At 67.4% G+C, this 16,646-nt stretch carries 15 protein-coding genes; 7 read left to right on the top strand and 8 right to left on the bottom strand.

All coding sequences use genetic code 11. The features are described 5' to 3' along the window. Positions 1–109: 109 nt before the first annotated feature. Complete coding sequence (locus ACOGW9_RS04600; protein WP_419908818.1) at positions 110–649, bottom strand: lipoyl protein ligase domain-containing protein; 540 nt, start codon at positions 647–649, stop codon at positions 110–112. A gap of 176 nt (positions 650–825) precedes the next feature. Continuing rightward, the gene (locus tag ACOGW9_RS04595; RefSeq protein WP_419908816.1) at positions 826–1,461 is read right to left on the bottom strand and encodes an HNH endonuclease; all 636 of its coding nucleotides are present in this window, start codon (positions 1,459–1,461) and stop codon (positions 826–828) included. Between the two features lie 392 nt (positions 1,462–1,853). Here ACOGW9_RS04595 and ACOGW9_RS04590 point away from each other — a divergent pair, with 392 nt between their 5' ends. Genes ACOGW9_RS04590 through ACOGW9_RS04580 form a run of 3 tightly spaced genes read left to right on the top strand, consistent with a single transcriptional unit; the run spans position 1,854 to position 6,301 of the window. After that, positions 1,854–2,834, top strand: coding sequence for an AAA family ATPase (locus tag ACOGW9_RS04590; protein WP_419909313.1), 981 nt, complete (start codon positions 1,854–1,856; stop codon positions 2,832–2,834). Between the two features lie 27 nt (positions 2,835–2,861). After that, a complete protein-coding gene (locus ACOGW9_RS04585) occupies positions 2,862–4,028 on the top strand; it encodes a DUF58 domain-containing protein (protein ID WP_419908814.1) in 1,167 nt (388 codons plus the stop codon). Next, the gene (locus ACOGW9_RS04580) at positions 4,025–6,301 is read left to right on the top strand and encodes a transglutaminase TgpA family protein (protein ID WP_419908812.1); all 2,277 of its coding nucleotides are present in this window, start codon (positions 4,025–4,027) and stop codon (positions 6,299–6,301) included. Before ACOGW9_RS04585 ends, ACOGW9_RS04580 begins: the two co-directional genes overlap by 4 nt. 29 nt (positions 6,302–6,330) lie before the next feature. On the opposite strand, the gene ACOGW9_RS04575 is transcribed toward ACOGW9_RS04580, so the two are convergent. The 3 genes from ACOGW9_RS04575 to ACOGW9_RS04565 form a co-directional block, all read right to left on the bottom strand. Beyond that, complete coding sequence (locus tag ACOGW9_RS04575) at positions 6,331–6,708, bottom strand: DUF3040 domain-containing protein (protein ID WP_419908810.1); 378 nt, start codon at positions 6,706–6,708, stop codon at positions 6,331–6,333. A gap of 94 nt (positions 6,709–6,802) precedes the next feature. Continuing rightward, positions 6,803–8,182 carry a DNA polymerase IV gene (gene dinB, locus ACOGW9_RS04570; RefSeq protein WP_419908808.1) on the bottom strand — a complete coding sequence of 460 codons (1,380 nt, stop codon included), beginning with the start codon at positions 8,180–8,182 and terminating at the stop codon, positions 6,803–6,805. Between the two features lie 6 nt (positions 8,183–8,188). Next, the gene (locus ACOGW9_RS04565) at positions 8,189–8,695 is read right to left on the bottom strand and encodes an NUDIX hydrolase (protein ID WP_419908806.1); all 507 of its coding nucleotides are present in this window, start codon (positions 8,693–8,695) and stop codon (positions 8,189–8,191) included. 83 nt (positions 8,696–8,778) lie between these two features. Here ACOGW9_RS04565 and ACOGW9_RS04560 point away from each other — a divergent pair, with 83 nt between their 5' ends. The 4 genes from ACOGW9_RS04560 to ACOGW9_RS04545 all read left to right on the top strand — a co-directional run bounded on the left by ACOGW9_RS04560 (position 8,779) and on the right by ACOGW9_RS04545 (position 11,977). Then, on the top strand, positions 8,779–9,183 hold the full coding sequence (locus ACOGW9_RS04560; RefSeq protein WP_419908804.1) for a hypothetical protein: 405 nt from the start codon (positions 8,779–8,781) through the stop codon (positions 9,181–9,183). Beyond that, positions 9,180–9,860 (top strand): response regulator, encoded by a 681-nt coding sequence (locus ACOGW9_RS04555; RefSeq protein ID WP_419908802.1) that lies wholly within the window; start codon positions 9,180–9,182, stop codon positions 9,858–9,860. The genes ACOGW9_RS04560 and ACOGW9_RS04555 overlap by 4 nt, the downstream gene beginning before the upstream one ends. 75 nt (positions 9,861–9,935) lie before the next feature. Then, positions 9,936–11,351, top strand: a complete 1,416-nt coding sequence (locus tag ACOGW9_RS04550) for a sensor histidine kinase (protein ID WP_419908800.1) — start codon at positions 9,936–9,938, stop codon at positions 11,349–11,351. Next, entirely contained in the window at positions 11,348–11,977 is a 630-nt protein-coding gene (locus ACOGW9_RS04545; protein ID WP_419908798.1) for a GerMN domain-containing protein, read from the top strand. The genes ACOGW9_RS04550 and ACOGW9_RS04545 overlap by 4 nt, the downstream gene beginning before the upstream one ends. Here the strand turns inward: ACOGW9_RS04545 and ACOGW9_RS04540 are convergent. The 3 genes from ACOGW9_RS04540 to trkA are packed head-to-tail and all read right to left on the bottom strand — an operon-like array spanning position 11,902 to position 16,588. Next, positions 11,902–13,554 carry a TrkH family potassium uptake protein gene (locus tag ACOGW9_RS04540; protein ID WP_419908796.1) on the bottom strand — a complete coding sequence of 551 codons (1,653 nt, stop codon included), beginning with the start codon at positions 13,552–13,554 and terminating at the stop codon, positions 11,902–11,904. The two genes, ACOGW9_RS04545 and ACOGW9_RS04540, sit on opposite strands and share 76 nt — an antisense overlap. Beyond that, on the bottom strand, positions 13,551–15,248 hold the full coding sequence (locus ACOGW9_RS04535) for a TrkH family potassium uptake protein (protein WP_419908794.1): 1,698 nt from the start codon (positions 15,246–15,248) through the stop codon (positions 13,551–13,553). The genes ACOGW9_RS04540 and ACOGW9_RS04535 overlap by 4 nt, the downstream gene beginning before the upstream one ends. Continuing rightward, complete coding sequence (gene trkA / locus ACOGW9_RS04530; RefSeq protein WP_419908792.1) at positions 15,245–16,588, bottom strand: Trk system potassium transporter TrkA; 1,344 nt, start codon at positions 16,586–16,588, stop codon at positions 15,245–15,247. Before trkA ends, ACOGW9_RS04535 begins: the two co-directional genes overlap by 4 nt. Positions 16,589–16,646: the final 58 nt, after the last annotated feature.

The raw sequence follows: 16,646 nt of genomic DNA, 5'->3' as shown, positions 1-16,646 counted from the left end.
CTTTATGGGTTAATCACCCACAATGTCCACCCCCATGTGCCCGAACTCTCGAGTTCCAGCCACGGCAGGGCACACAACCGCCACCGTGGGGGCTGTGCGGTCGGGAGGGTCAGCTCCCAGGTGCCGTAATGAACTCCGTGACCAGCTCAGTCAGATCCGACGAACTCAGGCCCCCGCACAGCTCCCCCCAGCCAGTCGCGCGGTTCCGAACCTGGTCCGCTGTGCGATCGTCCAGCAGCGACACCAGCGGCCCGAGACTGAACCGCTCGTAGGTCAGGCACTGGAATCTGCTGCCCACGCGCGTACGGCGTTGCGAGATTCCGACGAGCTTGCGGCCTGCAACGGTGACTTCACCTGGTCCGCGTGATGCGAAGCACACCAAGCCGTCACCGGGACCTCCGTCATACGGGCCGCGGCACGTGCTCGCTCTCACGCCGAGGGATGCGAACGCGGCGCTCAGGCAGCTGCCGAGCCAGTCGAATGCCTCACCGATATCTGCCCGCCAGAGCGGATCGCCCGTCGGGACAAAGACGTCGATCCAAGTGCACAGGTCGGGATCAAGCCACACGGCTCCCCCGCCGCTGCGCCGTCGCACCACGTCAGAACGAGTTCCCTCGAAGGGATCAGGACCGGTCGATCCGAGGACCACTGCCGTCGCAGTCGGTCGAAGCCACGAGATCCGTCGACGGCCATCAAGCGGCATCGGACGGTCATGCAGAAGCCCGGCTGCGCCCCGCCATTGTTCACGCACCCACAGCGCCACCTGTCCACCATGGCAGACCGGACCTGCCGCTACTGGGCGGCGATGCAGACCGGGGCCCGGTGTCAGGCGGGCTGAGGGCGCAGTCGGGGCAAGTAGTCGGTCCACTCCATGGGAGCGTCGGGACGCATGGCGGCAACGATCGCCAGCGGCTCAGGGGCGTACGGCGTGCGATGCAGGCGGTAACGCCCTTCCGACAGCAGCGAGTCGCCCTTGCCCACGTTGCACGCCCGGCAGCAGGCGACCACGTTCTCCCACGTGTGCTCTCCGCCACGGCTGCGTGGGTGAACGTGGTCGATGCACTCGGCCCGGTTCCCGCAGTACTGGCAGCGATGAGCATCGCGCGCAAACACCGCTCGCCGGTGCAACGGCGCCCGGCGCCTGTATGGCGCCCGGGCGTGATAGGTCAGCCGGACGACTGAGGGCGCCGGCACCGACATGCGGGACGACCGTATGGCACCTGGGCGAGTGTGCACGACATCGGCCTTGCCGGACAGCACCAGCAGCAGGGCGCGCCGAACAGTCGTGATCGACAGCGGCTGGTAGGTGACATTGAGCACCAGGGTCCGTTCGGTCAGAATCGAAGGCGCCTGGGTCGTCGTTCCATCGACGTGCCCCCGGTGTCCGTTGAGGTGCACGTGCCCGTTGGTCCCCGCACCGGTCCGCCGAGGCGCGTAGGCAACAGCTCCGCGAACGGTCATGTCATCTTCACGCAGCAGTCGCGCGCGGCCAGCGTCGGCACCATTCCAACCATTGGATCAGATCATCGGGCTCCGCGGGCAGGCTGCCGTCGCCGCCGAGTGCTGTCACATGCCGGAATCGCACGTAGTCACGGTGCGGCACGGGCAGGAACGGTGGTCGCAGCCACCACCGTCGGGGCACCAAACGCCTCGCGGCCGAGACCGCTGTCGGCCACAGACGTGGACACGCCGCGAGCGCACGCAGCGAACGACCCGTACCGGCGATGCGGGACATCGGGCGTCGGCGATCTCGGCGCACCGTGCCACTCTAAAGCCCACCGTCATGGGCGGCAGTGACTCACGGAAGGCCATGAGTAGCCTCAGAGCCGCCGGAGACACGAGAGTTGAACGCAGTGCGCAACCACATGCCGCAACAAGTGCAGGCAGCCGACGCCGAGACATTCCGGCAGACGTTCGAACGGATTACCGAGAATGTGGAGCGTGTCATCCGAGGCAAGCCCGATGCGATCGGGCTCGCGCTGCTGTGCCTGATGTGCGATGGGCACCTGCTGATCGAAGACGTTCCCGGGGTCGGCAAGACGAGCTTGGCGAAGTCGCTCGCGGCCTCGATCGATGTGCCGTTCGGTCGCATCCAGTTCACGCCCGATGTCCTGCCCTCCGACGTGATCGGTGTGAATGTCTGGGACGAACGCGAGCGTGTCTTCGAGTTCCGGCCCGGTGCCCTGTTCTCGAACATCGTGCTCGTCGACGAGATCAATCGGGCATCGCCCAAAACACAGGCCGCCTTGCTCGAGGCGATGCAGGAACGACAGGTCACGACCGACCGCACCACGCGCCCCCTCAGCCAGCCGTTCATGGTGATCGCCACACAGAACCCGATTGAGCACGAGGGCACCTACCCGCTGCCCGAATCGCAGCTCGACCGGTTTCTGATGCGTATCGGCATCGGGTACCCCGACGCCGACTCAGCAGTCGAGGTCCTCGACCTGCATGACGGAACCACCGAGATCAATGTCGGGCCCGTCGCGGCGGCCGACGAAGTCAAATCGATGACCCGCACGGTCACCGAGGTTCACGTCGCTCCGGTCCTGCGCCGGTACATCGTGGCTGTGGCAGATGCATCCAGAAGGCGTGGCACCATCACCCTCGGCATCAGCCCGCGCGCCACGCTGGATCTCCAGCGTGTAGCACAAGCCCGCGCGCTCGCAGCCGGCAGGAACTACGTCGTGCCAGATGACGTGAAAGCCGTGGCCGAACCCGTGCTCGGTCACCGCATCCGGTTGAGCCCCGACGCACAGCTCCAAGGCCTGACACCCCAAACTGCGCTGCGGGAGGTCTTCGAGGCGGTTGCCGTCCCGACCAACGCCGGCTGAGGTCGCTGCCATGAACGCCCGGCTCGCATGCTGACGAGACGGGGCTGGATCGCCGGCATCGGCTCAATCCTCGCCGCCGGAGCCGGCCGATTCTTCGGCATCGGCGAGTTCTTGGTGCTGGCGGTTGCCGGGCTGCTGCTGATCGGCACCGCCGTCGTCTGGACCCGAACCCGACGAGTCCGCCTGCGGATCGAGCGATCAACGCAACCTGTACGCGTTCACGCTGGCGGAACGGCCCGCGTCACCCTGACCGTCACCAACCTCGGAGGTCCGGCGCCGGTGCTGCAATTGACCGACCCGGTGACGGGAACGCTCGGCGCCCGCCTGCGGATCGGACCGCTGCTGTCGGCAGAACGAGTGCAGGCGACATACCTGCTGCCGACCGAGCGCCGCGGGCGTCTTGACATCGGGCCGGCCGACATCGCAGTAGCTGACCCGCTGGGCTTGGCCCGAATGTCGATCGGCACCGGGCCCCGCACAACGCTCGTGGTGTACCCGGCTACCCAGACGCTGGTGCCACCGCGCTTAGCCCGAGGACCCGAGCCGCTCGGCGTGGCCGCCGACGTGCACACCTTGCAGCGAATCGGCGAGGACTTTTACGCCCTGCGCGACTACACCGTCGGCGACGATGTCCGGCGGATTCACTGGCCGTCCACAGCACGACTCGGTCGGCCAATGGTTCGTGAGGACGAGGTTCCGCGTCGTAGCCGGGTCACGGTGGTGCTCGACACGCGAAGCGCAACCCTCGACCCAGATCGATTCGAGCTCGCTGTGTCAGCGGCTGCCAGCGTCGTGCTGGCCTGCGCATCACGTCACGATCCCCTGAGGCTGTTGACGGTGGCCGGGGCCGACACCGGATTCGTCACCTCAGGCGAAGGCTTGGCCCAGGTGTTCGATCACCTGGCGGAAGTCTCCACGTCGGGAACGGGAACCCTGCGAGGAACGCTGGCCGCGGCCGCCTCCGCGTCCACTGGGGCTGTCGTGGTGGTGCTCGGCGGAGCCTCCCTCGAAGCGGCGCGGGACGCGGAGTCAATATCCGCAGCCGAGTCGCGGAGCTCCGCTCTGACGGTCATCCGCGTCCGAGCGCCCGACACCAGGCTCCCAGCGGGCGGACGGCGCTGGGTCGACATCACGCTCGCTGCCGACCTGACAGCCAGGTGGGCCGCCGCGCAGGCAGAAGCGGTGCCTGCATGACGCGCCGAACCTTGTGGCAGGTCGAGGCCTCCCTGTGGGCATTGACGCTTGTCTCGGTGCTCATGGCGCGCCGGCTGTTCGACTCCTGGGAGTATGTACCGCTGTGGCTAGTCCTGGCCGCCGGCGGTCACGCCACCGCGGCGGTGACCAGGCGACAGCGCTGGCCGCTGGCGCTGTCGATCACCGCGTCCATGGTGGTGTTGATCATCGTCCAAGGTGTCGCGCTGTACTCCGGGACGCTGTGGTTGGGACTGCTGCCCACTGCGGAGACCTTGCGGCAAGCAGCATCCGACATCGGATCGGCATGGAGCGCGTTCGGCATCGTGGAGGCACCGACGCCGGCCACCGCGGGGTTCCTGCTGGTCGGAGGCGCCGTCGTGTGGCTTGCGGCGTTCTGCGCGGATGCCGTCGCTCTGCGGGCAAGGATCGCCCCCGAGGCGCTGCTGCCCAGCTTTGGAGTGCTCGCCTTCGTCGGCGCTCTCGGCACTGACGATTGGCGCATCCGCAGCGCTGCAGCGATGGTGCTGCTCGCCGTCGTGTTTGTTGCCGCACATGGCATCCACCACACGGCGGACCGGGTGCCCCTCGGGGCGACGGACCGCCGGCGTGCGAACGTGCCCATGCGGACAGCTCTCCGATTCGGCACCGCTGCGGCAGTCATCGCAGCGCTGGCGGTACCGCTGCTGCCCGGCAGCGACGCTCCAGCGATCGTTTCGTGGAAAGACCTCGACGGCACCGCTCCCGCATCGCGAGTGACGGTCAGCCCGCTGGTCAATGCGCAAGGGCGCCTCGTGGGTACATCAGGCGCCGAGTTGTTCCGGGTGGAAGCCGATGCACCCGCGTACTGGCGCATGTCCGGATTGAGCCAGTTCGACGGTGAGTTCTGGGGTTCTGAGCAGATCTACGCCAACACGGCCCAGGTGCTCAGCGGTCCTGTCAGCCCCGATGTGTTCACCCAGACATTCACGATCAGCGCGCTCGACAGCATCTGGCTGCCCGCCGCATTCGAGCCGGTCACCTATGACGGCCCCGATGCGCTCTACGACGCGCAATCCGGCACACTCGTCACCACCCACAGCACCACGTTGGAGCCCGGATTCAGCTACACCGTGAGCTCGGAAACCGACATTCCCTCGCTCGCGGGCTTGGTGGCCGCCGATGGCGACGTACCGCCCGACATCGCCGAGAACTACCTGCTCTTGCCTGACAACTTCAACCCTCGGGTTGCCGGCCTCGCCGCCGACATCACTGCTGACGCATCTGGCCCATATGCCAAGGCACTGGTGCTGCAGAATTTCTTTCTCGAGAACTTTGTCTACTCGCTGCGAGTTCCGAGCGGTCACGACACTGAACGCATGGAGCAGTTCCTGTTCGAGGACCGCCGCGGATACTGCGAGCAGTTCGCAGGGACCTACGCCGCGATGGCCCGCTCCATCGGACTGCCCGCCCGGGTTGCCGTCGGCTTCACGCCAGGCGAGCTCGTCGACGGTGTGTACGTCGTCACCGGCTCGCATTACCACGCATGGCCGGAGGTTTGGATCGGCGGGCGCTGGGTGTATTTCGAGCCGACGCCGGGCCGGGGCGCTCCCGGCGCGGTCGTCTACACAGGTGTGCCCCCGCAACAAGTCGTGCCGGGCGATCCGGAGGCAGCGGGCGAAGCGGGCTCAGGGTTCATCGGTCAACTGGGCATCGAGGATCTGGAGGGTCTCTCGGACGATTTGGGGGGGTTCGTGGACGTCCTCGGCGCCGACGGCTCCGGAGAGGAAACCGGAGTCTGGTCCGAATGGCTCGTCGTGCCTTTCTACGCCGTTGTCGCCGTCGGCGTGCTGTGGCTCATCGCGATTCCCGCCGCGGTGAGACTCCGGCGAGTGCTGCACCACCGGCGCGCCCGCCACGATGCTCGCGCCGCAGTCGCGGCTGCCTGGGACGACGTGGCCGAGACGCTGTTCAGCCTCGGCATCGATCGCCGCCCCACCGAGACACACATCGAGTTCGCGAACCGCGTGCGCAGTCGACTGCGCATCGAGACGGGTGATCTGCAGACGCTTGCCGTCGCGGCACAAGAGGCCAGTTACGCCGCAGATCCGCCGTCGACGCAGACCGTGGCAGGGGCACGCTCGAGCGCTGAGCACCTTGAGACTCGCATCCGAGCGGCGCGCAGCCGCTGGGATCGGATCGGCACCGCGTGCCGGCCTACGGTGCTCGTATCCGGACCTCGATCGCGTCGCCGGGATCGGGAAAGCCGCAACGGCGTGCTGGTGCGCGACCGGTAGGCGTCGACGCGATCAGCTCGACCCCGGACTCAGCTGGGATCGTTGCGAAAGCGGCGTCGCATACGATCGCCGAACGAGTCGGCGCTGCGAGGCCGTGTGCGCTTCGCTATCGAATCCGACACCTTTTCGAGACCCAGCCGGCCCATCTTGCGAACGTTCCGCTCGATCACGACGGCACTTGCGAACACGACCAGAAATGCCACGAACGACAACGCGAAGTGCACCTGCAGACCGAGGCCGATGCCGACCAGGCCCAATACGCCGCCCAGCACTGCCCACCTGATATTGCGCAGGGCGTGCCTCGTCAGGGTGGTCTCCGACACCTCCCGGGCGAATTCGGGATCGTTGTCGTAGAAGTCCTTCTCGATCTCGAGCAGGATGCGTTGTTCGTCTTCCGAGAGCGGCACGCACAGGCTCCACATGCTGGATTGCCGATGTTGCTGCCAGTGTAGGACTGCGCCCGGCATCACTTCCACGCGCCATGGTGCGTGGTTCAGCCTCTTAGCGTCCCCAGCGGCGCTCGCCTGGCGCACCGTCACGCAGACCGGCTGCACCGTGACTGATGACGGCACGGCCAAAACGACCCCTGATGGAGTCCAGCGCATCGGCCAGCCTGCGGTCCAGCTCGGCATCGCCGGTCGGACCGGACTCGACATCCCGGGCTGAACCGGACGCTCCGTCGAGCGGCCGTCCGACGTCCAGCTCAAGCTGGAGCTGGCACTCAGGAACAGTCGCCGCCTCGACACTGGCTTCTGCAGGGCTGCGCCCCGACGGTGCGGATGTCTCGCTGATGTTCGTTACGGCCACACCCAGCAGCCGGATCCCGGAACCCAGGTCGAGTCTGGCAATGAGCTCATGCGCCACGTTGGCCAGCAACCGAGGCGTCTGGATCGGTTCGGCCAGGGTGCGCGCCCGCGTCCGCAGTGAGAAATCCGGATACTTGACCTTGACCATGACGGTCCGGCCCCCAAGGCCGTTCGCTCGCAGGCGCGACGCGACAGCGTCGGCCAGGCGCACGATCTCGCCTCGCAGTCGATCGGGGTCGCGAACATCGGTGTCGAAGGTTTCCTCGTGGCTGACCGAACGGGGGATGCCGCCCGGGTGTACCGGCCGGTCGTCGACTCCCCTGGCCAGCGCCGCGAGCTGGGTGCCGTGTGCGGTGCCGATGGTGGCGACCAGCCGTTCGATCGGCACCGCAGCCAAGTCGCCTACGGAGAAGACCCCGATGTCATTGAGCCGCCTGAGCGTGACAGGACCCACGCCCCACAGTGCCTCCACCCGATGAGCCCACAAGAAGGCGAGCTGTTCCGCGCGCTCGACCACCCGGACGCCCAGCCCCGGTTCTGGTCCCGAGGGCCCCACGGTCGGCTTCGCAGCGACGGAAGCGAGCTTGGCCAAGGTCTTGTTCGACGCGACGCCGACTGAACAGTCGAGATCGGTGGCCTGGCGTACAGCGCCTCGCAGATGCCACGCGATCTCAGGCGAAGAGCCGAAGAGACGGTGAGCGCCTGAGACATCCAGGAACGCCTCGTCGAGGGCGATCGGCTCGACGAGCGGCGTGACCGATTCGAAGACTTCGGCGATGGCCTCCGAGGCTTCTGCGTAGCCGGAGAAGTCCGATGTGACCACTACCGCAGCCGGGCACAATCGCCGAGCCCAAGCCGTCGGCATTGCGGCATGCACGCCTGCCGCTCGCGCCTCGTAGCTGGCAGACGCCACAACGCCTCGCCGTCCCGACCCGCCCACGATCACCGGTCGGCCGACTAGGGAGGGGTCGCGCTTGCGCTCGACTTCGACATAGAAGGCATCCATGTCGACATGCAGGATTGACAGCTCGTCGGGGTCCGCAATGGCGAGCTGGTCGTACTGATCGCCGGTCACAGGTCCTCAGCGTGCCGCAGGCTTCACCACCAGGCCAGTGCGATGGTCGCCAGTCACCGTGTAGCGGAACACATGGCCGCGGCCGGCATCGCCCCTGAGGTACGCCAGCAGCGGTTCAGCCATCCAGGCGTATTGGCCGGCAAGCAGGGCCTCCAGCTCTCCATTGGGTACCCACTTGGCGTCGAACACGATGCCGTCGGGATCGTCGACATCCAGTTCGCCCGTCCACGCCTCCGCCTCGTGTACCTCGACTCGCAAGAACCAGCCCGGTCCGTCGCTGCCGTCGGCCTCGACGGAGTAGAGCGGACCGTTCCAGGACGACACCATCAGACCGGTCTCTTCGGCGACTTCGCGCGTGAGCGCCCCGAGCACCGTTTCGCCCGGATCCACGACGCCGCCTGGTGTGCTCCAGTCGGTGGTGCCGTTGCGACGCAGGTTGTTGACCATGAGCACAGCGCAGTCACGTCGCAGAATGCCGCCCGCGACTGCCCATCGGTGCAACTGTTGGGGCACCCAGGCAGTCTGCCATGGGAGGTCGACGGCCGAACGAGCCGGGCTTGACCCCCAACTCGCTGGCTGGTCGTACCATGGCGCACGTGAGCGAGCGAGGCGACAGCGAGCAGCATGATCGCTTGCCCACATCGAGCGCTCCGGCGGGAATTGGAGGTGCCGTGCTCACCCCTGCGCCGACGGCGCTGCCGTCGGTAATCGCACGCGTCATCGCGTTCAGCGCCATCGTGGTCTCCGCTGTCTGCGGAGGCCTCGTGGGCTATGCGATCAGCGCACTCGAATGCAGCCGGGGCTGCGTCGGTCCATCGCTTGCAGGCGCAGCGATCGGTGCGCTCGCCGCTGCCGCCGGTGTCGCCGCAATCGCCGCGCTCGTCTTGCGATCCATGAGCGAGTGGGCTGATCAGGCCTCGGTGACGCGCCGGCGGCGGGACCGTCGTCGCCGACGCAGCCCAGCCGCCTCGTCGGGAGATGACCGGGCGGCACGGCAATGACCACCAACGTTCTCGCAGTCGAAGACGACGAGCGGATTCGCACGGCGCTGCGGCTGGCGCTCGAAGACGAGGGCTGGAACGTCAGCGAGGCTGAGTCGTGCGAGGAGGCGCTGGAGCGGTTCGCTCCCGACAGCACCGACGTGGTGCTGGTGGACATCATGCTGCCCGGACTCGATGGCTTCGAGCTGTGCCGATCCATCCGGCGGATCAGCCATGTGCCGATCATCATGGTGACGGCTCGTGACGACACCCATGACGTGGTTGCGGGGCTCGAAGCCGGAGCTGATGACTATCTCACCAAGCCGTTTGCCCCCAAAGAGCTCTCGGCACGGATCAGGGCGCTGCTGCGGCGGAGCCGAACCGTGGACGGCAGCGGGCTGCCGCGCACAATCGGCGATCTCGAGATCTATCCCGACGAGGGCGTGGTGCGCAAGAACGACGAAGAACTGCACCTCACCAAGACGGAGTTCCGCCTGCTCTGCGAGTTGTCCGACAACCCCGGCAAGGTGATGAGCCGCGAGCAACTCCTCGAACGGGTTTGGGGCTACGACTATTTCGGTGACGGCCGGCTCGTCGATGTGCATGTGCGCCGGCTGCGCCTCAAGATCGAGGATGATCCTGCCAACCCGCGTTACGTGGCGACGGCACGCGGCATGGGCTACAAGCTGCGAGCCTGAAGTGAACCTGCGCTGGCCGCGACCGTTGCGGCGGCTGCTGAGTCCGATGGCGGCAGCCGAGCGCAGGCTGAGACGATGAGGGTTCGCTGGCCGCGGCCGTTGCGGCGGCTGCCGCTACGCGCCCGAGTCGTGGGGGCCTTCACGCTCGGTGCGTGCCTGGCGGCATTCCTGCTTGTCGTGCTGACGTACAGCCTCTCGCGAGGCTCGATGCTGGGTTCGCGTCAGAATTCCTCCGAAGCCCAGTTCTTCGCCAATGCCACACAGGTACAGGGCTCTCTGCGCGCCGAGAGTCCCGACTTTGCGGTGCTGCTCGAGTCGCTGCCGAGCCTCAGCGGCAGCCGCTCCATCGTGCGAACCGGGCCGGATGTCTGGCGGTCGCCGTCGCTCGTTCCCAGCGACCTGCCCGACCAGCTGGTGGCTGCCATCGAGCAATCTGACCAAGCACACGCGATGCGTTACCGGCTGGACGGCGTTCCCCAACTTGCCCTCGGGCTGCGCCTGCGCCCCGCAGCGGTGTCCCAGCTCAGCGAAACGCTGTACTTCGAGGTCGTGCCGCTCGCGGAGATCGAGGCGACGCTGGCGAGCCTGCGGTTGATCCTGGGCGTCGGAGCTGCCCTCACCGTCTTGCTCGGCGTCGCAATCGGCGCGTGGGCCGGCGGGCGGCTGCTGCGGCCGCTGGCCACCGTCTCCGACGCCGCCAACTCGATCGCGCACGGCAGATTCGACACTCGTGTCGAGCGCAGCGACGATCCCGATCTCGCCGTCATCGTCGAGTCGTTCAACGACATGGCCGATGCCATGGAACGCCGGATTGCCCGAGACGCTCGCTTCGCGTCCGATGTCAGCCACGAACTGCGATCTCCCCTGCAAACCCTGCGGAGTTCCATCGACTACCTGAACGGCCACCGCGATGAGCTGTCGGCCCAGGGAGCTACCGCTCTCGACCTGCTGGCATCGGAAGCAGACCGGTTTCAGCAGCTCGTGCAAGACCTGCTCGAGATCTCCCGGCCCGACGCCGATGGATCTGTCTTCGAGCGGGGCCTGGTCAATGTGACGGAACTGGTGCAGCACCGGGTGCGGACGCTCGGCGACGGCGTGAACCTCGTGATCAGTCCAGCAGCCACCGATGCCGTGGTGATCGGCGACAAGCGCGGGCTGGCTCAAGTCTTCGACAACCTGCTGCGCAACGCCGACAAGCACGGCGGCGGCGTCACTCGCGTGCAGATCACACGGCCCGGCTACTCCGTCCGTGTCGCCGTGGAGGACAACGGTCCAGGCGTCGCCCCCTCCGAGCGAGATCTGGTGTTCGAGCGCTTTACGCGGGGGGCAGCGGCGCGCAAGCGGGGTGCGGGATCGGGTGCCGGCCTGGGCCTCGCGCTCGTGTACGAGCACACACGGCGCCATGGCGGCTCGGTGCGCGTCGAGTCCCGCACCGACGGCGAGCGCGGCGCACGGTTCGTGGTGGAGCTGCCGATCGCGGGACACCGATGAGCGCGAGTGCCAGATGGCTGAGCGTGCCGCTGGCATGCCTCTTGGCGCTGGCAGGGTGCGGCCTGCCGACTGACGAGACCCCGAGCGGCATCGACGTGCCCGCCGGCGTCTTCCCCGAGCGTGACGATCAGCCAGTCGTCGGCGTGGCGCCGGACACCCCGACGACGTCGTTGCACGCCGTCTACTTCCTGCGAGACGGCCTCCTCGTGGAGCTGCAGCGACCCTTGGCAGCGCCGGTCTTCCTCGATGCACCCCTCAACAACCTGCTGGCGGGTCCGACGCCTGCGGAAGCCGAGAACGGGCTCGAGTCCGCGATCCCGGCGGGCACCGAAGTGGTGGACGTGCAGCTCTTGCGCAACAACGTCGTGTCGATCCACCTCAATGAGGTGTTCTTCGAGGTGGAGGGCGCACAGCGAATCCGTGCCGTGGCCCAACTGGTGCTGACGGCGTCTGCGCTGGCACGGGACAGCCAGGGCGTGCTGTTCTACCTCGACGGGGTGGCGCAGTCGCTCCCTGACGGCGCCGGCACGATCGCCCAGGCCCAACCGGGTCAGCTTCCGCGGGCGCTGCGAGTGGACGACTTCGGCGAGCTGATGCCGCTCACGCCGCTGCGCTCGGTCTCCTGATCGGAGGCGTGAGCCGACGGCCGGCCGAGTCGAGCGGTCCGTCGCCTCCGGGGCTGCGCGGGCTGGCGCACAGAGCGCGAACGTGTGCCGGCTCGCACCGCCGCCACGAACATCAGCATCGTGGGAAACACCTCGAGCCGGCCGAACAGCATGAGCACCATCATCACCGGCCGCGATGCACGTTCGAATGCCAGTGCCGAGTTTGTCGGCCCCGCGTCGCCCAGCGCCGGGCCGACGGTGCCGATGGCCGAGACCGCGCCGGAGAAACCTGTTTCGAGATCGTTGCCCAGCGCGGTCATCAGCACCCCGCCCGCCAACGCGAGGCCCAGATACAGCAGCACGAAGCCCAGCGCCCGGGCCGCGACGTCCTCGGCCACGGTGGTGTCGCCGAGGCGCATCGGCAGCACAGCCCTGCGGTGGCGAGCACGGATGACCTCCCTGACCGCGTAGCGGGCCACGATCTGCAGCCGCAGCACTTTGATCCCGCCCGCTGTCGAACCCGTCATGCCGCCGATCACGAACAGCGCCAGCAGCACGAGCTGCGCGGAAGGCGTCCAGAGTTGCTCGTGCGCGTAATCGGTGAGGCCATAGCCGGTGTTGGAGCCCAGCGAAGCCGCATAAAACGCCGCCTCTCGGACGTTGTCGCCGAAACCGAGCTTGCCCGAATTCAGTACCAACAGGGCTACCGCGGCACCGCCGATGAGCCCCAGGTACCAGCGGAGCTCCGAGTAGCTCCGTCGTTGCGAGCGCGTGCGCGTGATCAGGTGCCAATGGATCGAGAAGCTCGCGCCGCACGTGATCATGCCTGCGATCAACACCAGCTCGACGGCTACCGAATCGAATTCGGCAATCGATCTCGAGTAGGTCGAGAAGCCCCCGGTTGCCACCGTCGTGAAGGCATGCGCCACCGCATCGAACAGGCTCGTTCCCGCAGCCAGCAGGGCCAGCGTCACCGCCAGCGTGAACGCCCCGTACAGCATCCACAACCGCCGCGCCGTGGCGGCGATACGCGGTGTGAAGCGATCAGCCGTCGGGCCGGGCGCCTCGTTGGCGATGAGTTCCAAGCCGCCCACCTTCAGCGCGGGCAGCACGCTCACCGCGAGCACGATCAAGCCCATGCCGCCGAACCATTGGGTCATGCTGCGGAAGAAGAGGATCCCGTGGGCTACTCCGTCGATGTCGGCCAGGATCGTGGCGCCCGTGCAGGTGAAGCCCGAGATGGACTCGAACAGCGCGTTGTCGGCCTCGCTCCAAGCGATCACGCCGCTGAACAGGTACGGCATTGTTCCGGCAATCGATACCGCCAGCCATGCCCATGCCACCGCGGCGAACGCCAGCGGGGAATCTGCCCGGTCCGACGCCGTCGTGCTTCGGTACATGGTGCTGCCCACGCCTGCGCTTATGGCTGCGGAGGCCCCCAGCGCGGCTGCACCTCCGCCGCCGTCGATGAGCGCTACGACAGCGGAGATCGCCATGCCGATCCCCACGAACATCAGTGCCACCCCGCTGATGTGCACCGGCGTGGACTCGTAGCGCCGTACTTCGGGCAGCGAGCGCAGGCCGACGGAATCGCTCATCGCACTCTCACTCCGTGAGGTCGGCGCCGACGCCACTGCCCGTGCCGGACTGCCGCCACCGCCGGATAGGCCGCAACGCTCAGCGCCACAGCCGCCGCTGTCACCGACATCCGCCCGCACATCATGAGCAGTCCGGCAGTGATGCGACCTAGCCAATTGGCCGCGTCGAGGTGGCCGGTCGAGCCCTCGACAGCCAAGTGCTCGGTCGAGTCCGCGGCGGCCATGGCAGGCCCGACGTTCGACAGCGTGGACACGGCGTAGGTCAGTGCGTCGACGATGTTCAGCCCGCTGGCGCCGAGAACGATGGAGGCGGGGATGATCAGCAGTGCTGCCAGCAGCAGCTCGCCGGTAATGCGGCTGATCGTCGTTTCGGAGATGGTGGAGCGGCCTAGGCGCAGCCGCTCGGCGAGCGACGGGTAGATGGCGCGACGCAGTTCCCGTCCGATGAAGGACGCCAGTGTCAGCAGCCGCACCACCTTGAAGCCGCCGGCCATCGACGCGCTCATGCCGCCGATCAGCATGAGCACCATCAGCAGCGCCTGGCTGCCGATCGACAGGTCAACAAGCGATGTGGTCTCGAAGCCAGTTGTCGAGATCACCGACACCACCGCAAACAGCGATTCTCGGATGTGTTCGGCACCGAAGATGTGCGGCCAGCCGACACCGTCGCGTGGCAACAGCGCCACCGCCACCGTGGCGAAGATGATCAGCGTGATGTACAGCCGGAATTCGTAACTGCGGATGAAACGGGCCGGGTCACGGCGCCGGATCGCCAGGAACATGAGCGGCAGGCTCACGCCTCCAGCCGCCATGCCGAAGACCGCCACCCACTCAATGGCTGCCGAGTCGAATGCGCCCAACGAAGCCGCCTGCGTGGAGAAGCCGCCTGTCGAGGCCGTGGTCAGCGCATGCAGCCCGCTCTGCAGCAACGGCATGCCGGCCAACCCGTAACCGACCGCAACCAGCACCGTGAGCGCGCCGTACAGCAGCAGGAGGCGACCCATCGTGCCGGCACTGCGGGGTGCCAGCCTGCGAGCCGACCGGGTCGCCACTCCCCCGTCCGTGTCCAGGCCGCCCACGCCCAGATGGGGCAGCACGCGGACGAGCACGACGATGAATGCTGCCCCGCCCAGCCACTGCCCCACTGCTCGAAGTGCCAGCATCCCGCCGCCGAGATCCAGCATCCCGCTGCCAGGGTCGGCTTCTGGGATCGTCGTGCTGTTGGTACCGGTGACCGTCGCAGCCGCTTCGGCGAATGCCGTCGCGAACGCGGTGGGTTCCACTGCACCGGTTGCGAGGTGAGCGATCGCGATGGCGGCGACCGCCGCGAACGATCCGAGCACCAACGCCGTCAGCGTCTGGCGCTCGGTGATGCGCCGCTCAAACCGGCACAGTCGCAGGAGGCCCAGGGCCATGAGCGCGACAGCAGCTCCCGCGAGCAGCAGCGGGACTGAGTCAGTCCCGAACTCTCCGCTCGCAGCAACCCGTCCGCCGAACAGCCAGTCGAACACGGCGCAGGCCGCGAACACGGGCGCGGCGGCGGCCAGCACGACCAGCGCCGTGATGGCAAGCGTCGATTCGTACGGTCCGCGTGCCCACCTGTGCAGCAGGCCGTCGGCGGCCCGCACCGCTCGCACCACCAGACGGCGAAGCCTCTCGCGCTCTCGAGCCCGGCGAGCCGGACGGGGTGTCACCGAAAGGCCTGCTTGACCTCGTCCACGCAGTCAGGCGTCACGAAGGCGACCACGTGGTCCCGCGCCCTTAGCTCGCTCCGGCCCCGCGCAATGCGGGCCTTGCCATCCCGCACGATCGCGGCGAGCAGCATCTGGCCAGGCAGATGAAGTTCCCGCACGAACGAGCCATCGGCACTCGAACCCGCACCCACTTCGAATTCGAGTACTTCGACATCGCCTTCGAGGAAGGTCGCCACGGCCGTGACATCGCCCCGGACCATCCGCAGGACCATGTTGGCGCTGGCTGTGCGAGGCGACAGCGCCGCGTCGATGCCCACCTGCTCCAGCAACGGCAGCAAGGACAGGCGATGCACGACAGCGATGGTCTCGGTAGCCCCTTCAGACTTGGCATACAGGCAGGCCAAGACGTTGGCATCGTCTTCCCCGGTCACCGCCACTACAGAGTCGAAGGTGCCGACGCCCTCGCGTGCGAGCACGTCGATGTCGGTGATGTCGCCATGCAGCACGAGCGCGCCTGCGTGACGCTCGCTCAGCTCGAGGCAGCGGTCATGGTGCTGCTCGATAATGACGACTTCAATGTGACGTTCGAGCAGCCGACCAGCCAGCAAGCCGGCCGTACGCCCCCCGCCCAGGATCATGACGCGGCGGAAATCTGAGCGGCTCAGCCCCATGATCTCCATGAGCTCACGTCGCCCCTGGCGCCGGCACACGACTCTGAGCAGGTCGTGTGGCTGCAGCGTCGTCTCGCGACGCATGACGGTGACATCGCCACCTCGCGACAGCGCGCCGAAGATGAAGTCCCATTCCGGCTCGTAGTATGCGCCGATCTCGGCCATGGTCTTGCCGACCAGCGGGGCATCTTCAGCCAGGCGGGCGCCCACGACGAGTACCTCGCCGTTCGCGAGCTCGTTGATGTCCGACACACCGTGGTACACCAGCAAGTCCATGATGGCGTCGGCGGTCTGCTCATCGGGGTCGAGCACCAGGTCGACGCCGATCGCGTTGCGCAGGCTGCGACCCGGCGCGCCGCGCAAGTCGCCGTCCTGCAGGCGTGCAACGGTCGCGGGTACGCCGTTCTGCTTGGCCTGCATGCACGCCAAGAGGTTCACCTCGTCGGAATCGGTGACCGCGACGAGTACCTCTGCTCGCTCGAGCCCCGCCTCGCTGAGCACGGCGGGATTGGTACCGCTGCCGTTCACCGTGAGCAGATCGACCTCGGACGCGAGCGCATCCAGACGACCGGAGTGCTGATCGATGACAACGACATCGTTGCCTTCACGGCTGAGGCGTTCGGCGATGTAGCTGCCGACCTCGCCGGCCCCCACCACGAGAATCCTCACAGTTTGCGACCCTACTGCGAGGCATCCTCGCGGCCTGTCATCCTGCGTGGTTGCAACC

This window comes from Candidatus Poriferisodalis sp., assembly GCF_965203655.1.
Taxonomy (GTDB): Bacteria; Actinomycetota; Acidimicrobiia; order Acidimicrobiales; family Poriferisodalaceae; genus Poriferisodalis.
The sequence above is the reverse complement of the archived record's forward strand: the minus strand, read 5'-3'. Positions and strand labels throughout refer to the sequence as shown.